The sequence below is a fragment of the Flavobacterium sp. genome, assembly GCF_040402955.1.
Classification (GTDB): domain Bacteria; phylum Bacteroidota; class Bacteroidia; order Flavobacteriales; family Flavobacteriaceae; genus Flavobacterium.
Genome location: NZ_JBBALQ010000012.1, coordinates 1 through 18,162, shown reverse-complemented (window position 1 = coordinate 18,162; position 18,162 = coordinate 1). Strand labels below are relative to the sequence as shown.

The 18,162-nt window shown below is 31.1% G+C and carries 16 protein-coding genes; 12 read left to right on the top strand and 4 right to left on the bottom strand.

Features of this window, described 5'->3' with window-relative positions:
* Window positions 1–165: 165 nt before the first annotated feature.
* The 4 genes from ABWP78_RS06625 to ABWP78_RS06610 all read right to left on the bottom strand — a co-directional run bounded on the left by ABWP78_RS06625 (window position 166) and on the right by ABWP78_RS06610 (window position 4,477).
* Window positions 166–1,446, bottom strand: coding sequence for a zinc-dependent metalloprotease (locus ABWP78_RS06625; RefSeq protein WP_353169993.1), 1,281 nt, complete (start codon window positions 1,444–1,446; stop codon window positions 166–168).
* Between the two features lie 51 nt (window positions 1,447–1,497).
* The gene (gene obgE, locus ABWP78_RS06620) at window positions 1,498–2,499 is read right to left on the bottom strand and encodes a GTPase ObgE (protein ID WP_353169992.1); all 1,002 of its coding nucleotides are present in this window, start codon (window positions 2,497–2,499) and stop codon (window positions 1,498–1,500) included.
* Window positions 2,500–2,598: 99 nt separating this feature from the next.
* The gene (locus ABWP78_RS06615) at window positions 2,599–3,873 is read right to left on the bottom strand and encodes a hemolysin family protein (protein WP_353169991.1); all 1,275 of its coding nucleotides are present in this window, start codon (window positions 3,871–3,873) and stop codon (window positions 2,599–2,601) included.
* Between the two features lie 31 nt (window positions 3,874–3,904).
* On the bottom strand, window positions 3,905–4,477 hold the full coding sequence (locus tag ABWP78_RS06610) for an adenylate kinase (protein WP_353169990.1): 573 nt from the start codon (window positions 4,475–4,477) through the stop codon (window positions 3,905–3,907).
* 80 nt (window positions 4,478–4,557) lie between these two features.
* On the opposite strand from ABWP78_RS06610, the gene ABWP78_RS06605 reads away from it, so the two are divergent.
* The 12 genes from ABWP78_RS06605 to ABWP78_RS06550 all read left to right on the top strand — a co-directional run bounded on the left by ABWP78_RS06605 (window position 4,558) and on the right by ABWP78_RS06550 (window position 18,024).
* Window positions 4,558–5,109: a HEAT-like fold family protein gene (locus tag ABWP78_RS06605; protein ID WP_353169989.1), complete on the top strand. Its 552-nt coding sequence runs from the start codon at window positions 4,558–4,560 to the stop codon at window positions 5,107–5,109.
* Between the two features lie 60 nt (window positions 5,110–5,169).
* Window positions 5,170–6,321: a 5-(carboxyamino)imidazole ribonucleotide synthase gene (locus ABWP78_RS06600; RefSeq protein ID WP_353169988.1), complete on the top strand. Its 1,152-nt coding sequence runs from the start codon at window positions 5,170–5,172 to the stop codon at window positions 6,319–6,321.
* A 312-nt stretch (window positions 6,322–6,633) separates the two neighbouring features.
* Window positions 6,634–7,119 (top strand): 5-(carboxyamino)imidazole ribonucleotide mutase, encoded by a 486-nt coding sequence (gene purE / locus ABWP78_RS06595; protein WP_353169987.1) that lies wholly within the window; start codon window positions 6,634–6,636, stop codon window positions 7,117–7,119.
* 243 nt (window positions 7,120–7,362) lie between these two features.
* Window positions 7,363–9,387, top strand: coding sequence for a M3 family metallopeptidase (locus tag ABWP78_RS06590; RefSeq protein WP_353169986.1), 2,025 nt, complete (start codon window positions 7,363–7,365; stop codon window positions 9,385–9,387).
* Between the two features lie 60 nt (window positions 9,388–9,447).
* Window positions 9,448–9,795, top strand: a complete 348-nt coding sequence (locus ABWP78_RS06585; protein WP_353169985.1) for a hypothetical protein — start codon at window positions 9,448–9,450, stop codon at window positions 9,793–9,795.
* 52 nt (window positions 9,796–9,847) lie between these two features.
* Window positions 9,848–10,315: an SRPBCC family protein gene (locus ABWP78_RS06580; protein ID WP_353169984.1), complete on the top strand. Its 468-nt coding sequence runs from the start codon at window positions 9,848–9,850 to the stop codon at window positions 10,313–10,315.
* 905 nt (window positions 10,316–11,220) lie between these two features.
* Complete coding sequence (gene gcvP, locus ABWP78_RS06575) at window positions 11,221–14,064, top strand: aminomethyl-transferring glycine dehydrogenase (RefSeq protein WP_353169983.1); 2,844 nt, start codon at window positions 11,221–11,223, stop codon at window positions 14,062–14,064.
* A 166-nt stretch (window positions 14,065–14,230) separates the two neighbouring features.
* A complete protein-coding gene (locus ABWP78_RS06570; RefSeq protein WP_353169982.1) occupies window positions 14,231–14,602 on the top strand; it encodes a group III truncated hemoglobin in 372 nt (123 codons plus the stop codon).
* Between the two features lie 129 nt (window positions 14,603–14,731).
* Window positions 14,732–15,790 (top strand): 3-oxoacyl-ACP synthase III family protein, encoded by a 1,059-nt coding sequence (locus tag ABWP78_RS06565; RefSeq protein WP_353169981.1) that lies wholly within the window; start codon window positions 14,732–14,734, stop codon window positions 15,788–15,790.
* 140 nt (window positions 15,791–15,930) lie between these two features.
* Window positions 15,931–16,461 carry a methyltransferase gene (locus ABWP78_RS06560; protein WP_353169980.1) on the top strand — a complete coding sequence of 177 codons (531 nt, stop codon included), beginning with the start codon at window positions 15,931–15,933 and terminating at the stop codon, window positions 16,459–16,461.
* A gap of 68 nt (window positions 16,462–16,529) precedes the next feature.
* The gene (locus tag ABWP78_RS06555) at window positions 16,530–17,378 is read left to right on the top strand and encodes a glycosyltransferase family 2 protein (protein ID WP_353169979.1); all 849 of its coding nucleotides are present in this window, start codon (window positions 16,530–16,532) and stop codon (window positions 17,376–17,378) included.
* 85 nt (window positions 17,379–17,463) lie between these two features.
* Window positions 17,464–18,024, top strand: coding sequence for a hypothetical protein (locus ABWP78_RS06550; protein ID WP_353169978.1), 561 nt, complete (start codon window positions 17,464–17,466; stop codon window positions 18,022–18,024).
* The last annotated feature ends 138 nt before the right edge of the window (window positions 18,025–18,162 follow it).

Below are 18,162 nucleotides of genomic sequence, written 5' to 3'. Positions count from 1 at the left end.
AAAGTTAATTAATATTAAAGTAGTCGATAACTTGAAATAAATGTTACAATTTTTTAACTATTTTTTGTTTACAAAATATTATTTTGTAGAACTTATAAGTATTTAATAAAAAACAGTTAAAAGTAAACTCTCAACTGTTTTTAAAAATTTATTAAAATTATAGAATTACTCTATAATTATTTTTTTTGTTATTTGAGCTCCTTTGCTTTGAATCGTTACAAAATACATACCACTCAATGCATTATCTAGTTCAATATTTTGAACTAAATCAGTTGTTTGATTGTATTCTGCATTAAAAATTTCTCTTCCTAAAGCGTCAATAATTATAACAGAATAATTATCTGTAGATTCAGATAATTGAATTGAAAAAATACCTTTATTAGGATTTGGGAAAATAGAAAAATTATTTTTTACAAAATCATTATTTACTAAAACGTTTGTTTGTAATTGAGAGGATATTGTATTATGCCAAGCTAGCATTCTATTGGCTTGCCCGGCTGTAAACATGTACATACACGCATCATTAGTATAATCCATATAGTTCATAGTTAGTGCCGCAGTAAATCCATCACAACCTGCTACAGTCCCATCAGATGGACAAGAATACGTTGGAGTTCCTAGTGGTGGCGTATCACAAACTCGGTCACCTTGGGTAGCGCAATTTGTATTGGTACAACTTTGAAAAGTGTGGTATAAGTTAAAGAAGTGTCCTAACTCATGCGTTAAAGTTCTACCCAAGTTGTATGGAGCACCTGGAACATATCCAGAACAACTTGTTGGTGTTCCGGTCATTGAAGCACCAAAAGCATTATTATCAATAACAACTGTCATCCCTTGTGATGGTGAACCCCCTAAAGGAGAATATCCTAAAATTCCTCCACTTATATTTCTTACTACTAAATTACAATATCCTGACCATTCAGAATCGCTATCGGCATTAGATAAGAAATGAGTACCAAAAGTTACTGCTAACGTTCCGTTTGACAAACCAGAACTCGTTGGATGATTTTGAGTGGCAATTTCCCATGAAACATCCATATTCCCAATGTTAACACCTGGATAATAGATACTTGCAGCTGTCCAAAGTGATAAGTCGGAATTGGTAGCATTATAATCTGCATTTAATATGTTTAGTTGTTTTTGCGCTAATAATCGTAAACAACTTTTTACGGTTTCAGTACTAGAATTAACTACAGAAGGATAGTGAACAGCAACAGGTATTCTAATAGTAGCATTGGTGCTAAATGTAGAGTTACCATTTTTCTTTTGTTGTGCATTTGATAGTCTCTCTAATTCGCTTTCAAATTGTTTTTGCAAATCTAAATATTGTTGTTTCATTTCTGGATTAGACAACATTTTTTCCATGTATGCATCAGTTCCGCATGTTCTTTGTTGACCAAAACTTATGGAAACAACAAAAAGCAATAAAAGTAATTTTGTTTTCATTTGATTATTTTATTATTAAGTTTCAAAAATATAAAAAAAATTGAATAAATGCTAAATATTCAACATTTTCCACAACTTATCTTTCAATTCTGTTAATCCTTGTTGCGCAACAGAAGAAATAAACATATAATCAAGACCTTTTAGTTCCTTATCTAATTGTTGTTTCATTTCTTTTTGTAATTCGTCGTCTAACATGTCGCATTTAGAAATCACCAATAATCTGTCTTTATCTAACATTTCCGGATTATATCGTCTTAATTCATCAAGAAGAATTTCATATTCCTTCTTAATATCATCGGCATCAGCTGGCACTAAAAATAATAACGTAGAATTTCTCTCAATATGTCTTAAAAAATAATGCCCTAAACCTTTACCTTCAGCTGCACCTTCAATAATTCCAGGAATATCTGCAATTACAAAGGATTGAAAATCTCTATAAGCTACAATCCCTAAATTGGGTTTTAAAGTAGTAAATGCATAATCCGCAATTTTTGGTTTTGCAGATGTTAAAACAGATAATAAAGTAGATTTTCCAGCATTTGGAAACCCTACTAATCCTACATCGGCAAGAACTTTTAATTCTAAAATAACATCTACTTCCTCTCCAGGTATTCCTGGTTGTGCATATCGGGGAGTTTGATTTGTAGAACTTCTAAAATTCCAGTTGCCTAAACCTCCTTTTCCGCCACGAGCTAAAATTTTTATTTCTTCATCATCCGTAATTTCAAATAAAATTTCGCCCGTTTCTTTGTCTTTTACAACTGTACCTAATGGCACTTCTATAAATTTATCTTCTCCATCATGTCCTGTACTTCTGCTACTTCCTCCATCTCCACCATGTCCTGATTTTACATGTCGTAAAAATTTCAAATGAAATAAGGTCCATAAATTTTTACTCCCTTTAATAATCACATGACCTCCACGACCACCGTCTCCACCATCTGGACCACCTTTTTCAATAAATTTTTCTCTGTGTAAGTGAGAAGAACCCTTCCCGCCTTTACCAGATGCAACATATATTTTTACGTAGTCTACGAAATTTCCTTCAGTCATTTTCTTGTTTTTTAGTTTTCAGTTGTACAACAATCTGAAACTATTCTAAATTATTAATTTTTAATTTTTATGCAGACTAAAAACTGCGAATACAACTACTTATTCCGTAATTGCTTTTATTAAAATTTTATCAATCTTAACACCATCCATATCCATTACTTCAAACTCTAATTTATTCCATATTAATTTTTCTCCTTGTTTTGGGATACTTCCTAGTTCTGTAATCATCAAACCACTAACAGTAGTTACTTCATAATCATTAAGCATATCATCTAAATCGAAATAGGTCATAAAATCGTGTAACGAATACTGCCCGTCAACCAACCAAGTTCCATCTTCTCTTGCGAGTAATTGATATTCTTCATCAGAAAAATCAGCTGCGTCACCTACTAATGCTTCTAAAATATCATTTAATGTAATAATTCCTTGAAAAACACCGTATTCATCTGTAACTAATGCATAATGAATTTTAGACTTTTTAAAATTTTCTAATGCTTTATAAGCCGAGGTATGTTCAATAAAATATACCGGCTCAATCATAATTTTCTGTAAATCGAAATCGCCTTTTTCAATATTTGCAAATAAATCTTTTAATAAAACTACCCCAATAACTTCATCCAAGTTTTCATTACAAACAGGATATACAGAATGCAACTCATCTAAAATTTTAGCTTTTAATTCTTCGTAACTTTCATCTAAAGCCAAATAAACAATACTTTTTCTGTGTGTCATTAAAGAATTAACTTTTCTGTCGCCAATATGAAACACCCGTTCCACAATATCTTGCTCAATTTCTTGAACTTCTCCTACTTCAGTTCCTTCTTTAATGATGGCTTTTATTTCTTCTTCAGTAACCTTGCCATCTGCTGTTGGTTTAATCTTAAATATTTTTAAAATAAAATCTGTAGATGTAGTCAACAACCAAATAAATGGAGCAGTTACAATAGACATAATTTTCATAGGAACCGCTACAGACTTAGCAATGGTTTCGGGATAATTTAACCCAATTCTTTTAGGTAATAATTCACCAAAAACTAAGGAGAAAAAGGTTAATATGACAACAACAACTCCAACTGCTAAAGAATGTGCATAATGAAAAGTTATTGAATAAGTAGCAAAAAATGTTTCAACATCAGTTGTAATTTTATCGCCAGAATAAATACCTGTTAAAATACCAATTAAGGTAATGCCAATTTGAACCGTAGACAAAAATTTGTTTGGCGAATTGGCTAAATCTAAAGCTGTTTTTGCACTCGTGTTGCCTTTTTTGGCAGCGGTTTCTAACCTGTTTTTTCTTGCTGATATGAGTGCGATCTCTGACATGGAGAAAATTCCATTGAGCAGTATCAACAAGAATATTATGACTATTTCCAATTTTTATATAGTTGAATTAAATGCAATGTATTTAAAATTTATCGATTATGGTACTTAAACGGTCTGTGATTTCTTCAATCGAACCAATTCCATTTACAGTATAAAACTTTCCTTGCGCATCGTAATATGACATTAAAGGTGCTGTTTTTTCGTTATATTCTTGGTATCTGTTTCTAATTTTTTCTTCGTCTTGATCATCTGGTCTGCCTGACGTTTTACCCCTTTCTAATAAACGTTTTACTAAAATTTCATCATCAGCTTCTAAAGCTATTATTGCAGTAATTTCTTCGTTTTTAGACGTTAAAAAAGCATCTAAAGCTTCTGCTTGAGCAATTGTTCTTGGAAAACCATCAAACAAAAACCCTTTTGATTGACTGTTTTTTTCTACTTCGCTTTGTAACATTTGAATGGTAACAGAGTCTGGAACCAAATCACCTTTATCCATATAGGTTTTGGCTAAAAGTCCTAATTCTGTTTCGTTTTTGATATTAAATCTAAAAATATCACCTGTAGATAAGTGTGTTAATGAATATTTTTCTTTTAAAAATTCTGCTTGTGTTCCTTTACCAGCACCTGGTTTTCCGAATAAAACAATATTAATCATTGTGTTGTTAAAGTTAAAATAAACCACAAATTTACAAACTATTAAACATATAAAAACATTATTATGTGTTTTTTTAAAAATTGATTATTTTTACATCGATGAATCAAGCATTTTATAAACTGCTATCGGAAAGTACTGCACATCGAATAAGTCGAGAATTTATTCGCGATTATGTATTTCAAAATCCAGAAAAATTACAATGTTTAATGAAAATTGGTCTTAATGAAAAAGATAAAATTCATAGTAAAGCGTGTTGGTCTTTAGAATTGATTTTCGAAATCAAATTAGAACTAATTCTTCCTTTTTTAGAGCATTTTTTAGCAAAAATAGAACATTTTAATGACGATTCTGCCATTAGACCTATTTCTAAAATATGTATGTTTTTATCTAAATCGAAAACTATAAAACTTTCCGAAAGCCAAGAAACAAAAATCATAGAAACCTGTTTAGATTGGCTCATTCAGGATAAAAAAGTAGCGGCAAAAGCCTATTCTATGCGAACTTTATACAATTTCGGGAAAAAATACCCTTGGATTAACGAAGAATTAAAAAACATACTTCAACAAGATTATTTTAAACATTCCGCAGCGTATAAAGCTGCTGCAAAAGATATTTTACGAAAACTAAAATAGATGCTAATTGCGAAACAAATTCAAATTAGTATCTTTGCACAATCACAACAATAACAACTAATGAATTATTTTTCTTCAGATTTTAAATTAGGAATTTTAGGTGGCGGCCAATTGGGCAAAATGCTTTTGACAGAAACCCGAAAATTTGACATTACTACTTATGTTTTAGACCCAAGTAAAGATGCCCCAGCGCAATTTGGAGCAACTAAATTTTTTGTTGGAAGTTTATTGGATTATGAAACGGTGTACCAATTTGGTAAAAGGTGTGATACTATTACCATTGAAATTGAAAACGTAAATTTGGACGCTTTAGCAAAATTAGAAGAAGAAGGACATATTGTTTTCCCTTCACCAAAAACGTTGCGATTAATTCAGAACAAAGGAAAACAGAAAGATTTTTATGTAGAAAACAACATTCCAACATCAAATCATCAGCGTTTTGTAGATTTAAATGATTTAAAAAAAGCATTAGAAAAAGACGAGTTAGAATTTCCTTTTGTTTGGAAGTGCGCCCAATTTGGATATGATGGAAATGGCGTGAAAATTTGTCGTTCTACAATGGATTTATTACATTTACCTGAAGTAGAATGTATTGCAGAAGAAATGGTGCCGTTTAAAAATGAGTTAGCCGTGATTGTTGCCCGAAATGCAAATGGTGAAGTAAAAACCTATCCTGTTGTGGAAATGGAATTTCATCCTGAAGCCAATCAGGTGGAATATGTAATTTGTCCAGCCCGAATTGATGAAAAAGTAGCACAATTAGCTATAAAAACGGCTTTACAAGTTTCACAAGCTTTTAATCATGTAGGTTTATTAGCTGTAGAAATGTTCCAAACCGAAAACGACGATATTTTAGTAAACGAAGTTGCACCAAGACCACATAATTCAGGACATCACACTATTGAAGCAAGTTATACTTCGCAATTTGAAAACCATTTACGTTCAGTTTTGAATTTACCTTTAGGAAATACAGATAGTAAAGTTGCTGGAATTATGGTAAATTTGGTGGGTGAAGAAGGTTTTTCTGGACCTGTAATTTACGAAAACATCGAAAAAATAATGGCAATTGATGGCGTGACACCACATATTTATGGAAAAAAAGAAACACGACCATTCAGAAAAATGGGTCATGTCACCATAGTAAACGAAGATATGGCAGCAGCTAGAAAAATTGCTGAAGAAGTGAAGGATTTAATTAGAGTAATTAGCTAATAAGATAATGTGTCAATTAGAAAATGATAAAAAGAATTTTAAAACTTGTTTTTTATTCCTCGATTCTATTTTGTGTAGTATCATTTATATCATTATCATATTCAATGATTTACTCAAGATTTAATAACATATTACCTAAATTTAATATTGGTTTTCCATTTGAAATGTATTATCAATTTGAAGTTAAAGGAGTATGCGATGAAAAATCTTTATTGCACGGTAGTCATTTTATCAACATTATTTATAATTTTATAATATGCTTTATTGTTATAATTTTATTCAACTACAAACAACAAACAAAAAATAACAAAAATGAGTAAAGTAGCCATTATAATGGGGAGCATTTCGGATATGCCAGTGATGCAAGAAGCCATTGACATTTTAAACGGATTTGATATTGAAACCGAAGTTGATATTGTTTCGGCACATAGAACACCCGAAAAGTTATTCGATTTTAGTAAAAACGCACATACTCGGGGAATTTCAGTAATTATTGCTGGAGCTGGTGGTGCGGCACATTTACCAGGAATGGTTGCAGCTATGAGTCCGCTTCCAGTAATTGGTGTTCCCGTAAAATCAAGTAATTCAATTGATGGATGGGATTCTGTTTTATCTATTTTACAGATGCCAGGTGGTGTACCTGTAGCAACGGTAGCCTTAAATGGCGCAAAAAATGCTGGAATTTTAGCTGCACAAATTATTGGAATTTCTGATAAATGTGTGTTAGATAAAATTATATTCTACAAAGAAGGTTTACGTGATACCGTCTTAAAAGCATCTGAAAACTTGAAAAAATAAAAAACCCCAGCTTATTACTAAGTCGGGGCCAAAAACTATTCACAATTAAGTGACAACTATAAAAAAAATTCTATTTGGGGGTAAAAAAAATGATTTACTTCATTTTTTCTTTTACAAATATACGTATTTTATCGATAAAAAAAGTGTTTAGTCGGATTTTTTTGAAAATATTTTTAAAGTATTCCTAAAGCACTGAGCTATAAACTGATAATAAACATTAAATACTACAAAAAACATACATATATGTCAATTTTAACCGAAAAATTCAACACAAAATACAATTCAGCACCATTTGCTTCAATAAAATTGGAAGATTATTTCCCAGCTTTTGTTAAAAATATAGAAAAAGCACGAATTGAAATTAATCAAATTATTCATTCTACCGAATCGGCTACTTTTAAAAATACTATCGAAGCATTAGAATATTCTGGTGAAGCGTTAGATCGATTGTCAAGTATTTTTTTTAATTTAAATTCGGCAGAAACTTCAGATGAAATGCAAAAAATCGCACAAGAAGTTACGCCATTACTTACAGAATTTGGAAACGACATAGCTTTAAACGAAGATTTGTTTAAAAAAGTAAAATCCGTTTATGAAAACAAAAACAATATAAATTTAACAACAGAACAAACAACTTTACTTGATAAAAAATACAAAGGTTTTACTCGAAATGGAGCCTTACTTTCAAATGATAAAAAAGCACGATTAAGAGAAATTGATACCGAATTGGCGCAATTACAATTGACTTTTGGTGAAAACACCTTAGCAGAAACCAATAATTTTGAATTACATATTACTAATATAGCGGATTTAAAAGGGTTGCCAGATGGTGCTAAAGAAGCTGCTGCCGATTTAGCCAAATCTAAAAACAAGACAGGTTGGCTATTTACTTTAGATTTTCCAAGTTATATGCCATTTGTAACTTACATTGAAAAAAGAGAATTAAGAAAAGAAATGGCAATATCATTTGGTAAAAAAGCCTTTCAAAATAACGAATACAACAACGAAGAAATTACTAAAAAAATTGTAGCGCTTCGTCATGAACGTGCTAATTTATTAGGATACGAAACGCATGCACATTTTGTTTTAGAAGAACGAATGGCTCAAAACCCAACGAAAGTTCTTTCTTTTTTAAATGATATTTTAGAAAAAGCCAAACCAGCTGCTAAAAAAGAATTTGAACAATTAACTGCATTTGCGAAGGAATTAGACGGAATTGAACAATTAGAGAAATGGGATTCTGCGTATTATTCGGAAAAATTGAAACAAAAATTATTTAATTTAGATGATGAAGTTTTAAAGCCTTATTTCAAATTAGAAAATGTGCTAAACGGTGCTTTTACAATTGCAGAAAAACTTTTTGGAATTACATTTAACGAAGTTTTTGATATTGACAAATACCATCCAGATGTGCAAACTTTCGAAGTTTTAGATGAAAATAAAAACTTAGTTGCGATTTTTTACACAGATTTCTTTCCAAGAAAAGGCAAAAGAAATGGCGCTTGGATGACTTCTTTTAAACCTCAATATATTAAAGATGGAACTAACGAAAGACCTCACGTTTCTAATGTGTGTAATTTTACGCCACCGACTGCTACAAAACCTTCTTTATTAACGTTTAATGAAGTCACTACTTTGTTTCACGAATTCGGTCATGGATTGCATGGTATGTTAGCCAATACCGCCTACCCTAGCCTTTCGGGGACTTCAGTGTTTTGGGATTTTGTAGAATTGCCGTCTCAAATAATGGAAAACTGGTGTTACGAACCAGAAGCATTGGCTTTATTTGCTAAACATTATGAAACAGACGAAATTATTCCACAGTCATATGTGGAGAAAATTAAAGAATCGGCAAGTTTTTTAGAAGGAATGGCGACTTTACGTCAATTGAGTTTTGGCTTATTAGACATGGAATATCATGGGAAAAACCAACCGATTGATAACATAAAAGCATTTGAAAAACAAGCTATGGGCGACACGTCATTATTTCCAGATGTTGCTGAAAATTGTATGAGTGTTTCCTTTTCGCATATTTTTCAAGGCGGCTATTCTTCTGGATATTACAGCTACAAATGGGCAGAAGTTTTAGATGCCGATGCGTTTGCTTATTTTCAAGAAAAAGGCATTTTCAATAAAGAAGTCGCAACCAAATTTAAAGAAAATGTTTTATCAAAAGGTGGCACCGAGCATCCAATGACGCTATATAAAAACTTTAGAGGTCAGGAACCAAATGCAGATGCTTTGCTGAAAAGAGCGGGGTTGATATAGTAAAAAAAATGAAGCTAATTTAACCAAAAAGCTAGATTGAATTTTAAATAAATTAATGACATGAATAGCTTAAATCCTATATATAAAATAAATAAATTAATTTATGTAATTAATTTATTGCTCTATTTAGCCGTTTCACCCGGAATGGCATTTCAAATAATTTTAGGAATAACTCAATTTATTAGTGCAATTTATTTAACCAAAAACTTCTATAAAAAAGTATCGAATTTTACAAGAAAATTATTGAAAACATATTGGACATTAACTATAATAGTATTTATTTCAATGGTTTTTATTGGAGATATTTTTTCAATAGTAGGAATTATAATCTGCTTTCTCCTTCCAATGCTAACTGCAACATTCTTTATGTATCTATTTTATAAATGTAGAAAAGAAATTAACGGATAAAATAAATAATCCTAACAGGTTTTAAAAACCTGTTAGGATTTATATTGGAAAAATGACAACTATAAAAATCACTACAAACTACTACGCTCCAATTGAAAAAGTTTTTAATATAAATAGAAATATCGATATTCATCAACAATCTGCTAGTAAAACAAAAGAAATTGCCATTGCTGGAATAACTTCTGGATTAATCAATAAAAACGAAACCGTCACTTGGAAAGGCAAACATTTTGGTTTGTATTTAACACATCAGAGTCTTATTTCTGAAATGATATTTCCTACTTATTTTGTTGATGAACAGCTAAAAGGAAACTTTAAAAGTTTCAAACACCAGCATTTTTTTGAACAAAAAGAAAACTATGTGGAAGTTACAGATATTTTAGAATACGAAACGCCTTTTGGTATTTTTGGTAAACTTTTCGATAAATTATTATTGAAAAAACATTTAACCAATTTTATAATTCACAGGAATTCGGTTTTGAAAAATTTAGCAGAGAATCAAACCTGTCAGGTTTACTGAAACAGAACTAAAATCAGCCACCACAAAATAGGAATACTTTCCACCCAAAAACTAGTGTAATATTTCGTGTTTTTTGTCGAAGAAAATCTAATAAAAAGTCCTATTATAATTGCTATTACCACATCGAAACGTTCAAACCGTAATATTAAACTCAGAATGCAAAAACAAATTAAAAACAAGTAACCTAAATATTTAGTTTTTTTTATACCAAATTTCTGAGGAATCGTTTGTAAGGTTATTGCATCATGCTGGGAATCATAAACTTCAAGTGGAATTAACAACGCGCATATCAGAAAAAATAATTTGGCTTGTAAAATCGTATCGTAAAAAAACATCATTTTTGTTTCTAAAGTTGGAATGTAACTCACCACATAAGTGACACAAAAACTCACAACAGCTATTTTTAAAAACCAATATTTTCGTAAAAACGGATACAAAACAACCAAAAAAAAGATTTGTAAAAATGCGATTTGAAAACTTAATTTTAACTGAAAAAAGCAAAATACAAAAGTCAAAAATGCGACAATTGTAACTACTAAAACAGATTTATTTTTGTGCAATGAAAACTTAGTAGATTTCCAAAATTCGTAATTTTTTAAAACTGAATAGCCAAATACACTACCAGAAAAAATCGCTCTTTCCAAAAACACGTTAGAAGAAATGTTTAACGATAGCTCCACTACTTTTACTAAAGAAAAAATAGCAAAAGCAACATGTAAACTACTTTTGATGTAAAAAGCGAAAATTTTCTTAAACACGAACATTCAACAAAAATAATGAAAGTGTTAATAACAAGCTATTTTAGTTGATAAAAATCAAAAAAAATCATTAAAAAAGCAATTATTTTTAGCAGATTAATAATTACTTTTGTATCAGATTTAAACACAACCTATTTTTATATATAAATGAAAACAGATGCTTTTGCTTTAAGACACATTGGAACAGGTGAAAAAGACCTAAACCACATGTTAAAAACTATTGGAGTAGATTCAGTAGATCAATTAATTTACGAAACTATTCCTACAGATATTCGTTTAAAAAACGAACTAAATCTGGAAAAACCGATGACTGAATATGAATATTTAAATCATATTCAAGAATTGGGTAAAAAGAATAAAGTTTTCAAATCATATATTGGATTAGGTTATCATCCAGCAATTGTTCCTGCGGTAATTCAAAGAAACGTTTTTGAAAATCCGGGTTGGTACACAGCATATACGCCTTATCAAGCGGAAATTGCGCAAGGTCGTTTAGAAGCTATTTTAAATTACCAAACTACCGTTATTGAATTAACCGGAATGGAAATTGCCAATGCCTCTTTATTAGATGAATCTACAGCTGCAGCTGAAGCAATGACTTTGTTGTTTGATGTTCGTACTCGTGATCAAAAGAAAAATAATGTTTCTAAATTCTTTGTTTCAGAAGAAATTTTACCACAAACATTGTCTGTTTTACAAACCCGTTCTACGCCACTAAATATAGAATTAGTAGTTGGAAATCACGAAACATTTGATTTTTCATCTGACTTTTTTGGAGCTATTCTTCAATATCCAGGGAAATTCGGACAATTAAACGACTATACTTCATTTATAACAAAAGCGTCAGAAAATGAAATTAAAGTTGCTGTTGCAGCTGATATTTTATCTTTAGTGAAATTAAAATCTCCAGGTGAAATGGGAGCTGCGGTTGTAGTTGGTACTTCACAACGTTTTGGAATTCCAATGGGTTATGGTGGACCTCATGCTGCTTTTTTCGCCACAAAAGACGAATACAAACGCTCGATGCCAGGAAGAATTATTGGTGTTTCAATTGATGTAAACGGAAATCGCGCCTTACGTATGGCTTTGGGAACACGCGAACAACATATTAAACGTGAAAAAGCAACTTCAAATATCTGTACCGCACAAGTTTTATTAGCTGTTATGGCTGGAATGTATGCGGTTTATCACGGACCAAAAGGGTTAAACTACATTGCCAATAAGGTGCATAATTCAGCAAATACGGCTGTAGAAGCTTTAAACAAAATTGGAGTTTATCAAACGAATATCTCGTATTTTGATACTATAAATGTAAAAGCGGATGCTGCAAAAGTGAAAGCTATTGCTGAAAAAAATGAAGTGAATTTCTTCTACATTGATGCCGATACCATTTCAATTTCATTCAATGAAACTACTTCTATTTCTGATATCAATCAGATTGTTGGTATTTTTGCTGAAGCCAAAGAAAAAACATTTGAACCTATTACTGAATTAGTAGAAACTACTGTAATATCAGAAAATTTAATTAGAAAATCAACTTTCTTACAACATGATGTTTTTAATAATAATCATTCTGAAAGTCAGTTGATGCGTTATATTAAAAAATTAGAACGCAAAGATTTAGCATTAAATCACTCGATGATATCATTAGGTTCTTGTACCATGAAATTAAATGCGGCTGCCGAAATGCTTCCATTATCAATGTCGAATTGGAACAATATTCATCCATTCGCACCATTAGACCAAGTGGAAGGTTATTTAACTATGTTAAACAAATTGGAACAACAATTAAATGAAGTCACTGGTTTTACAGGTACAACATTACAGCCTAATTCTGGTGCACAAGGTGAATATGCAGGTTTAATGACCATTCGCGCATATCATTTATCACGCGGCGATAAACACAGAACGGTTTGTTTAATTCCATCATCTGCACACGGTACAAATCCTGCTTCGGCAGCTATGGCTGGAATGGATATTATTGTTACAAAAACAACACCAGAAGGAAATATTGATGTAGAATATTTAAGAGAAAAAGCTATTTTACATTCAGCTAATTTGGCTGCTTTAATGGTGACCTATCCATCTACTCACGGTGTTTTTGAAAGTTCAATCATTGAAATCACAAACCTAATTCATGAAAATGGCGGATTAGTTTATATGGATGGTGCGAATATGAATGCGCAAGTTGGATTAACTAATCCAGCTACAATTGGCGCCGATGTTTGTCACTTAAACTTACACAAAACGTTTGCTATCCCTCATGGTGGTGGCGGACCAGGTGTTGGACCAATTTGTGTTAACGATAAATTAGTGCCTTTTTTACCATCTAACCCAATTGTTAAAGTGGGTGGTGAACAAGCCATTACAGCTATTTCAGCAGCTCCTTACGGTTCGGCTTTAGTATGCCTAATTTCGTATGGATACATTTGTATGTTAGGTGCAGAAGGCCTAACAAATGCAACAAAATATGCCATTTTGAATGCCAATTACATGAAAGCGCGTTTAGAGGCTCATTATCCAATTTTATATTCAGGTGAAATGGGAAGAGCGGCTCATGAAATGATTTTAGATTGTCGTGCATTTGAAGATAACGGTATTAAAGTAACTGATATTGCGAAACGTTTAATGGATTATGGCTTCCACGCCCCTACCGTTTCTTTTCCAGTTGCAGGAACATTAATGATTGAACCAACAGAATCGGAAGATTTAGCAGAATTAGATCGTTTTTGTGATGCTATGATTGCTATTCGTAAAGAAATTAATGCGTCTACAAAAGATGACACTCAAAATATTTTAAAAAATGCACCGCACACGTTAGCTATGGTTACTTCAGATGAATGGGTTTTTCCTTATACCAGAGAAGTTGCAGCATTTCCATTAGAATATATTGCTGATAATAAATTCTGGCCAACAGTTCGTAGAGTTGATGAAGCGTATGGCGATAGAAACTTAGTTTGTTCATGTGCGCCAATTGAAGCGTATATGTAATATTGAATTACGATTTTAGAATTACGATTTACGAAGTCTAAAAATGAAATAACTTTAAAATCTCAAATTCCGATTTTGTGAATTTGAGATTTTTTTTGAAATATGATAAATATCAATTTCTTCAAAAAGGAAAGTTGTAAATTTGAAGTACAAAAAATTCAACACAATGAGAGATATAGAAACCCGTAAAGACATTCTTTTAATAATACGAAATTTTTATGATAGTTTATTAAAAGATCAATCCATAAATTTCTATTTTACAAAGGCTTCACTTGTTGACCAAAATTTAGAGGAGCATTTTGATGTTTTAGCTACATTTTGGGAACAAGGACTATTTTTAAAAGGAGGGTATAGCAACAATATGTTCCAAATACATAAAGACATTCACGATAAACATCCTTTCACACACGAACATTTTGAAATTTGGTTAGACCATTTATACAGTGCTATAACTGAAAATTTTGAAGGAAATAAAGCCGATCAAATGAAAACAATGGCATTAAATATGGCAACTGTAATGAAAATAAAATTTCAATAAATTCTGAAATTGACAAAAAAATGCAAATATTTTAACAAATTCGTAATAATTACTTAATTTGCAAATTGTTCAACCGTTTTGAATTTCAATTTAGTATTTTAGTGTAAATTAGTTTCAAATTTTAAAATTATGACTATAAAAATAACAGGTACTGGAAGTTATATTCCTACAGAAGTAATTTCAAACAAAGATTTTTCTTCTCATGTTTTTTTAAATGAAGATGGTACTTCTTTTCCTTTAACGAATGATGTAATTACAGAAAAATTTCATGGAATTACAGGAATTCTGGAAAGAAGATATGCATCAGAAGAATTAACGACTTCCGACATGGCTACAATAGCCGGAAAAAGAGCCATTGAAAATGCCAATATCGATCCTGAAACTTTAGATTATATAATTTTTGCTCATAATTTTGGAGATGTAAAAAAAGGCGCTATTCAAGGAGATATGTTGCCTAGTTTGGCTTCAAAAACAAAACATAATTTAGGTATAAAAAACCCTAAATGTGTGGCTTACGATGTGCTTTTTGGATGTCCTGGTTGGGTAGAAGGCATGATTCAAGCTACGGCGTTTATTAAAGCTGGAATGGCAAAAAAATGCTTAATTATTGGTGCTGAAACGTTGTCTCGAGTAGTTGATCCACATGATAGAGATTCTATGATTTATTCTGATGGTGCTGGCGCTACAATTCTTGAAGCAAGTGATGAAAATGGAGGAGTTTTAGCCCATGAATCAGCATCTTTTACTTATGACGAAGCAAATTATTTATTTTTTGGAAATTCCTTTAATAAAGAGCATGACCCTAATGTTAGGTATATAAAAATGCATGGTCGAAAAATTTACGAATTTGCATTAAGCAATGTTCCAAAAGCTATGGCTGCCTGTTTGGATGCGAGTGGAATTAAAATTGATCAAATTAAAAAAATACTAATTCATCAAGCCAATGAAAAAATGGATGAAGCCATTATTCAAAGGTTTTACAAACTTTACAATCAAACACCGCCAGAAGGCATTATGCCCATGACCATTCATAAACTTGGAAACTCAAGTGTAGCAACGGTTCCTACATTATACGATGCTTTACTAAAAGGAGAAATTGAAAACCAAGAAATTCATAAAGGTGAAGTCATATTATTTGCATCGGTTGGAGCAGGTATGAATGTAAATGCCATCGTATATCAATTGTAATTATTTTTGTTTCAAGTTTCAGGTTAAAAGTTTCAGGTTTATTTACTATTTTTACACTTTTGTTTTAAACCTGAAACATTAAACTTGACCCGAGGCAAAACCGAATTGTATGAAGCACAGCGGAATAAAACAATATTAAAATGTACGAAAAAACATATCCTAGTAAACGATTCAATATTACTTTAGAATTTCTAAAAAAACATATTTCAACGTCTGAAACTATTTTTGATTTAGGTGTTCCCAATCCGTTTTCAAAAATTATGGTAGAAAATAAATACACCGTTATCAATACAAAAGGAGAAGATTTAGACACCAATCAAACTGCTTTACGCGAAGAACACTACGAGGTATTTACTGGTTTTGAAATTTTTGAACATTTATTGAATCCGTACACCATTTTAGAAAATGTAAAATGTGATAAAATTCTTATTTCAATACCCCTGCGTTTATGGTTTTCATCGGCTTACAGAAGTAAAACAGACAAATGGGATAGACATTACCACGAATTTGAAGATTGGCAATTGGACTGGTTATTAGAAAAAACAGGATTTCAAATTATAGATTGTGTTAAATTTACACATCCTGTAAAGAAAATTGGTCTTCGTCCTTTATTGAGATGGTTTACTCCGAGATATTATTTGGTTTACGCAGAACGAAATCCCAAAATATAAATCCCAAATCCCAAATTACTCTACAATTTAAGTTGGAATTTGGAATTTTTAAAATTGGACTTTTCAATATGAAATACTACATTATCATTCCTGCATACAACGAAGAAGCATTTATGGCTTTAACGTTACAATCTTTGGTAGCGCAAACCGTTTTGCCAACGAAAATTGTAGTGGTTAATGATAATTCTAGTGATAGTACCGCTGAAATAGTAACTCAATTTTCCGAAAAATATCCGTTTATTACTTTAGTAAATAAAAAATCTGATGCCAATCATCTTCCTGGAAGCAAAGTAATTCAAGCGTTTCAAGAAGGAGAAAAACACATTGATGACCAATACGATATTATTGTGAAAGTGGATGCCGATTTGATTTTTCCAAATAACTATTTCGAAACCATTATAAAACATTTTCAATCTGATGCAACAATTGGAATGTTTGGCGGTTTCTGCTATATTGAAAAAAATGGCGATTGGATTTTAGAAAACTTAACCGATAAAGACCATATTAGAGGGGCTTTAAAAGCATATAGAAAAGAAACGTATAAGCAAATTGGAGGCTTAAAATCTGCGATGGGTTGGGATACTGTGGACGAATTATTATGTAAATTTTACAATTGGAAAGTCGTTACCGATGAAAGTTTACACGTAAAGCACCTAAAACCAACCGGAGCCAGCTATACTAAAGCTGCAAGATATAAGCAAGGTGAGGCCTTTTACAGTTTAGGTTATGGATTTATTATAACCGCAGTTGCCTCTTTAAAATTAGCTTCAAGAAAAGGAAAACCTTTTTTATTTATCGATTATATTTTAGGGTTTTGGAAAGCAAAATCTTCAGGAAAACCTTTATTTGTTACTCCAGAACAAGCCAAATGGATAAGAAAATACAGATGGAAAAAAATGAAAGAAAAGTTGTTTTAATCAAAATTTCTATATAATAATCATAATACACTACAATTAATATAAATATTTATCTATTTTTGTTTTACCCCAAATTAAAATAAAAATGTTAAATACTAATACAATCTTAGTAATTGACCACCATCCGCTTACTTTAGATGGCTATATTGCGTCAATTTTAAAAATTACAAATAACGTTTATGATTTTAGCTTTTTAAAAGCTATTAATTGCCTACAAGGCTATAAAATTATTTCAGAAAGTTACATAGAAAATAAGCCAATTGATGCTTTACTTTTAGACATTGACTTACTACCTTATCTTGAAAAAAACATATTTTGTGGTGGTGATTTAGCTTTATTTTTTAAAGAAAAGTTTCCAAATTCAAAAGTAATTTTTATTACATCTGTAAAGGAAGGAATAAAACTCAACAAAATTATTGAAACAGTAAAGCCGGCAGGACTTTTACACAAATTGGATATTGATGCCCTTATTTTAAAAAGTTTATTTGAAAAAATAAGTAAAGGCAATACTTGTTGCTTTACTCCTACTATAGTTAATGCAATAGCAGATTATAACAAACAGCAATTTTCATTTGATGCCAAAGACATTGAAATTATCCATTTAATTAAAAAGGAATTAAAACAAAAAACTTACCTGATTATTTAGGTATTACGCTCAGTGCTATTGAAAAAAGAAAAACCAAAATTAAACAACAAGTACTTGGGAAAAAAGGTAATGATAAAGAGTTGATTGGAAAATCCGGTCAAATTGACCACCACTTTCCAGTTTAAATTGACCACCATT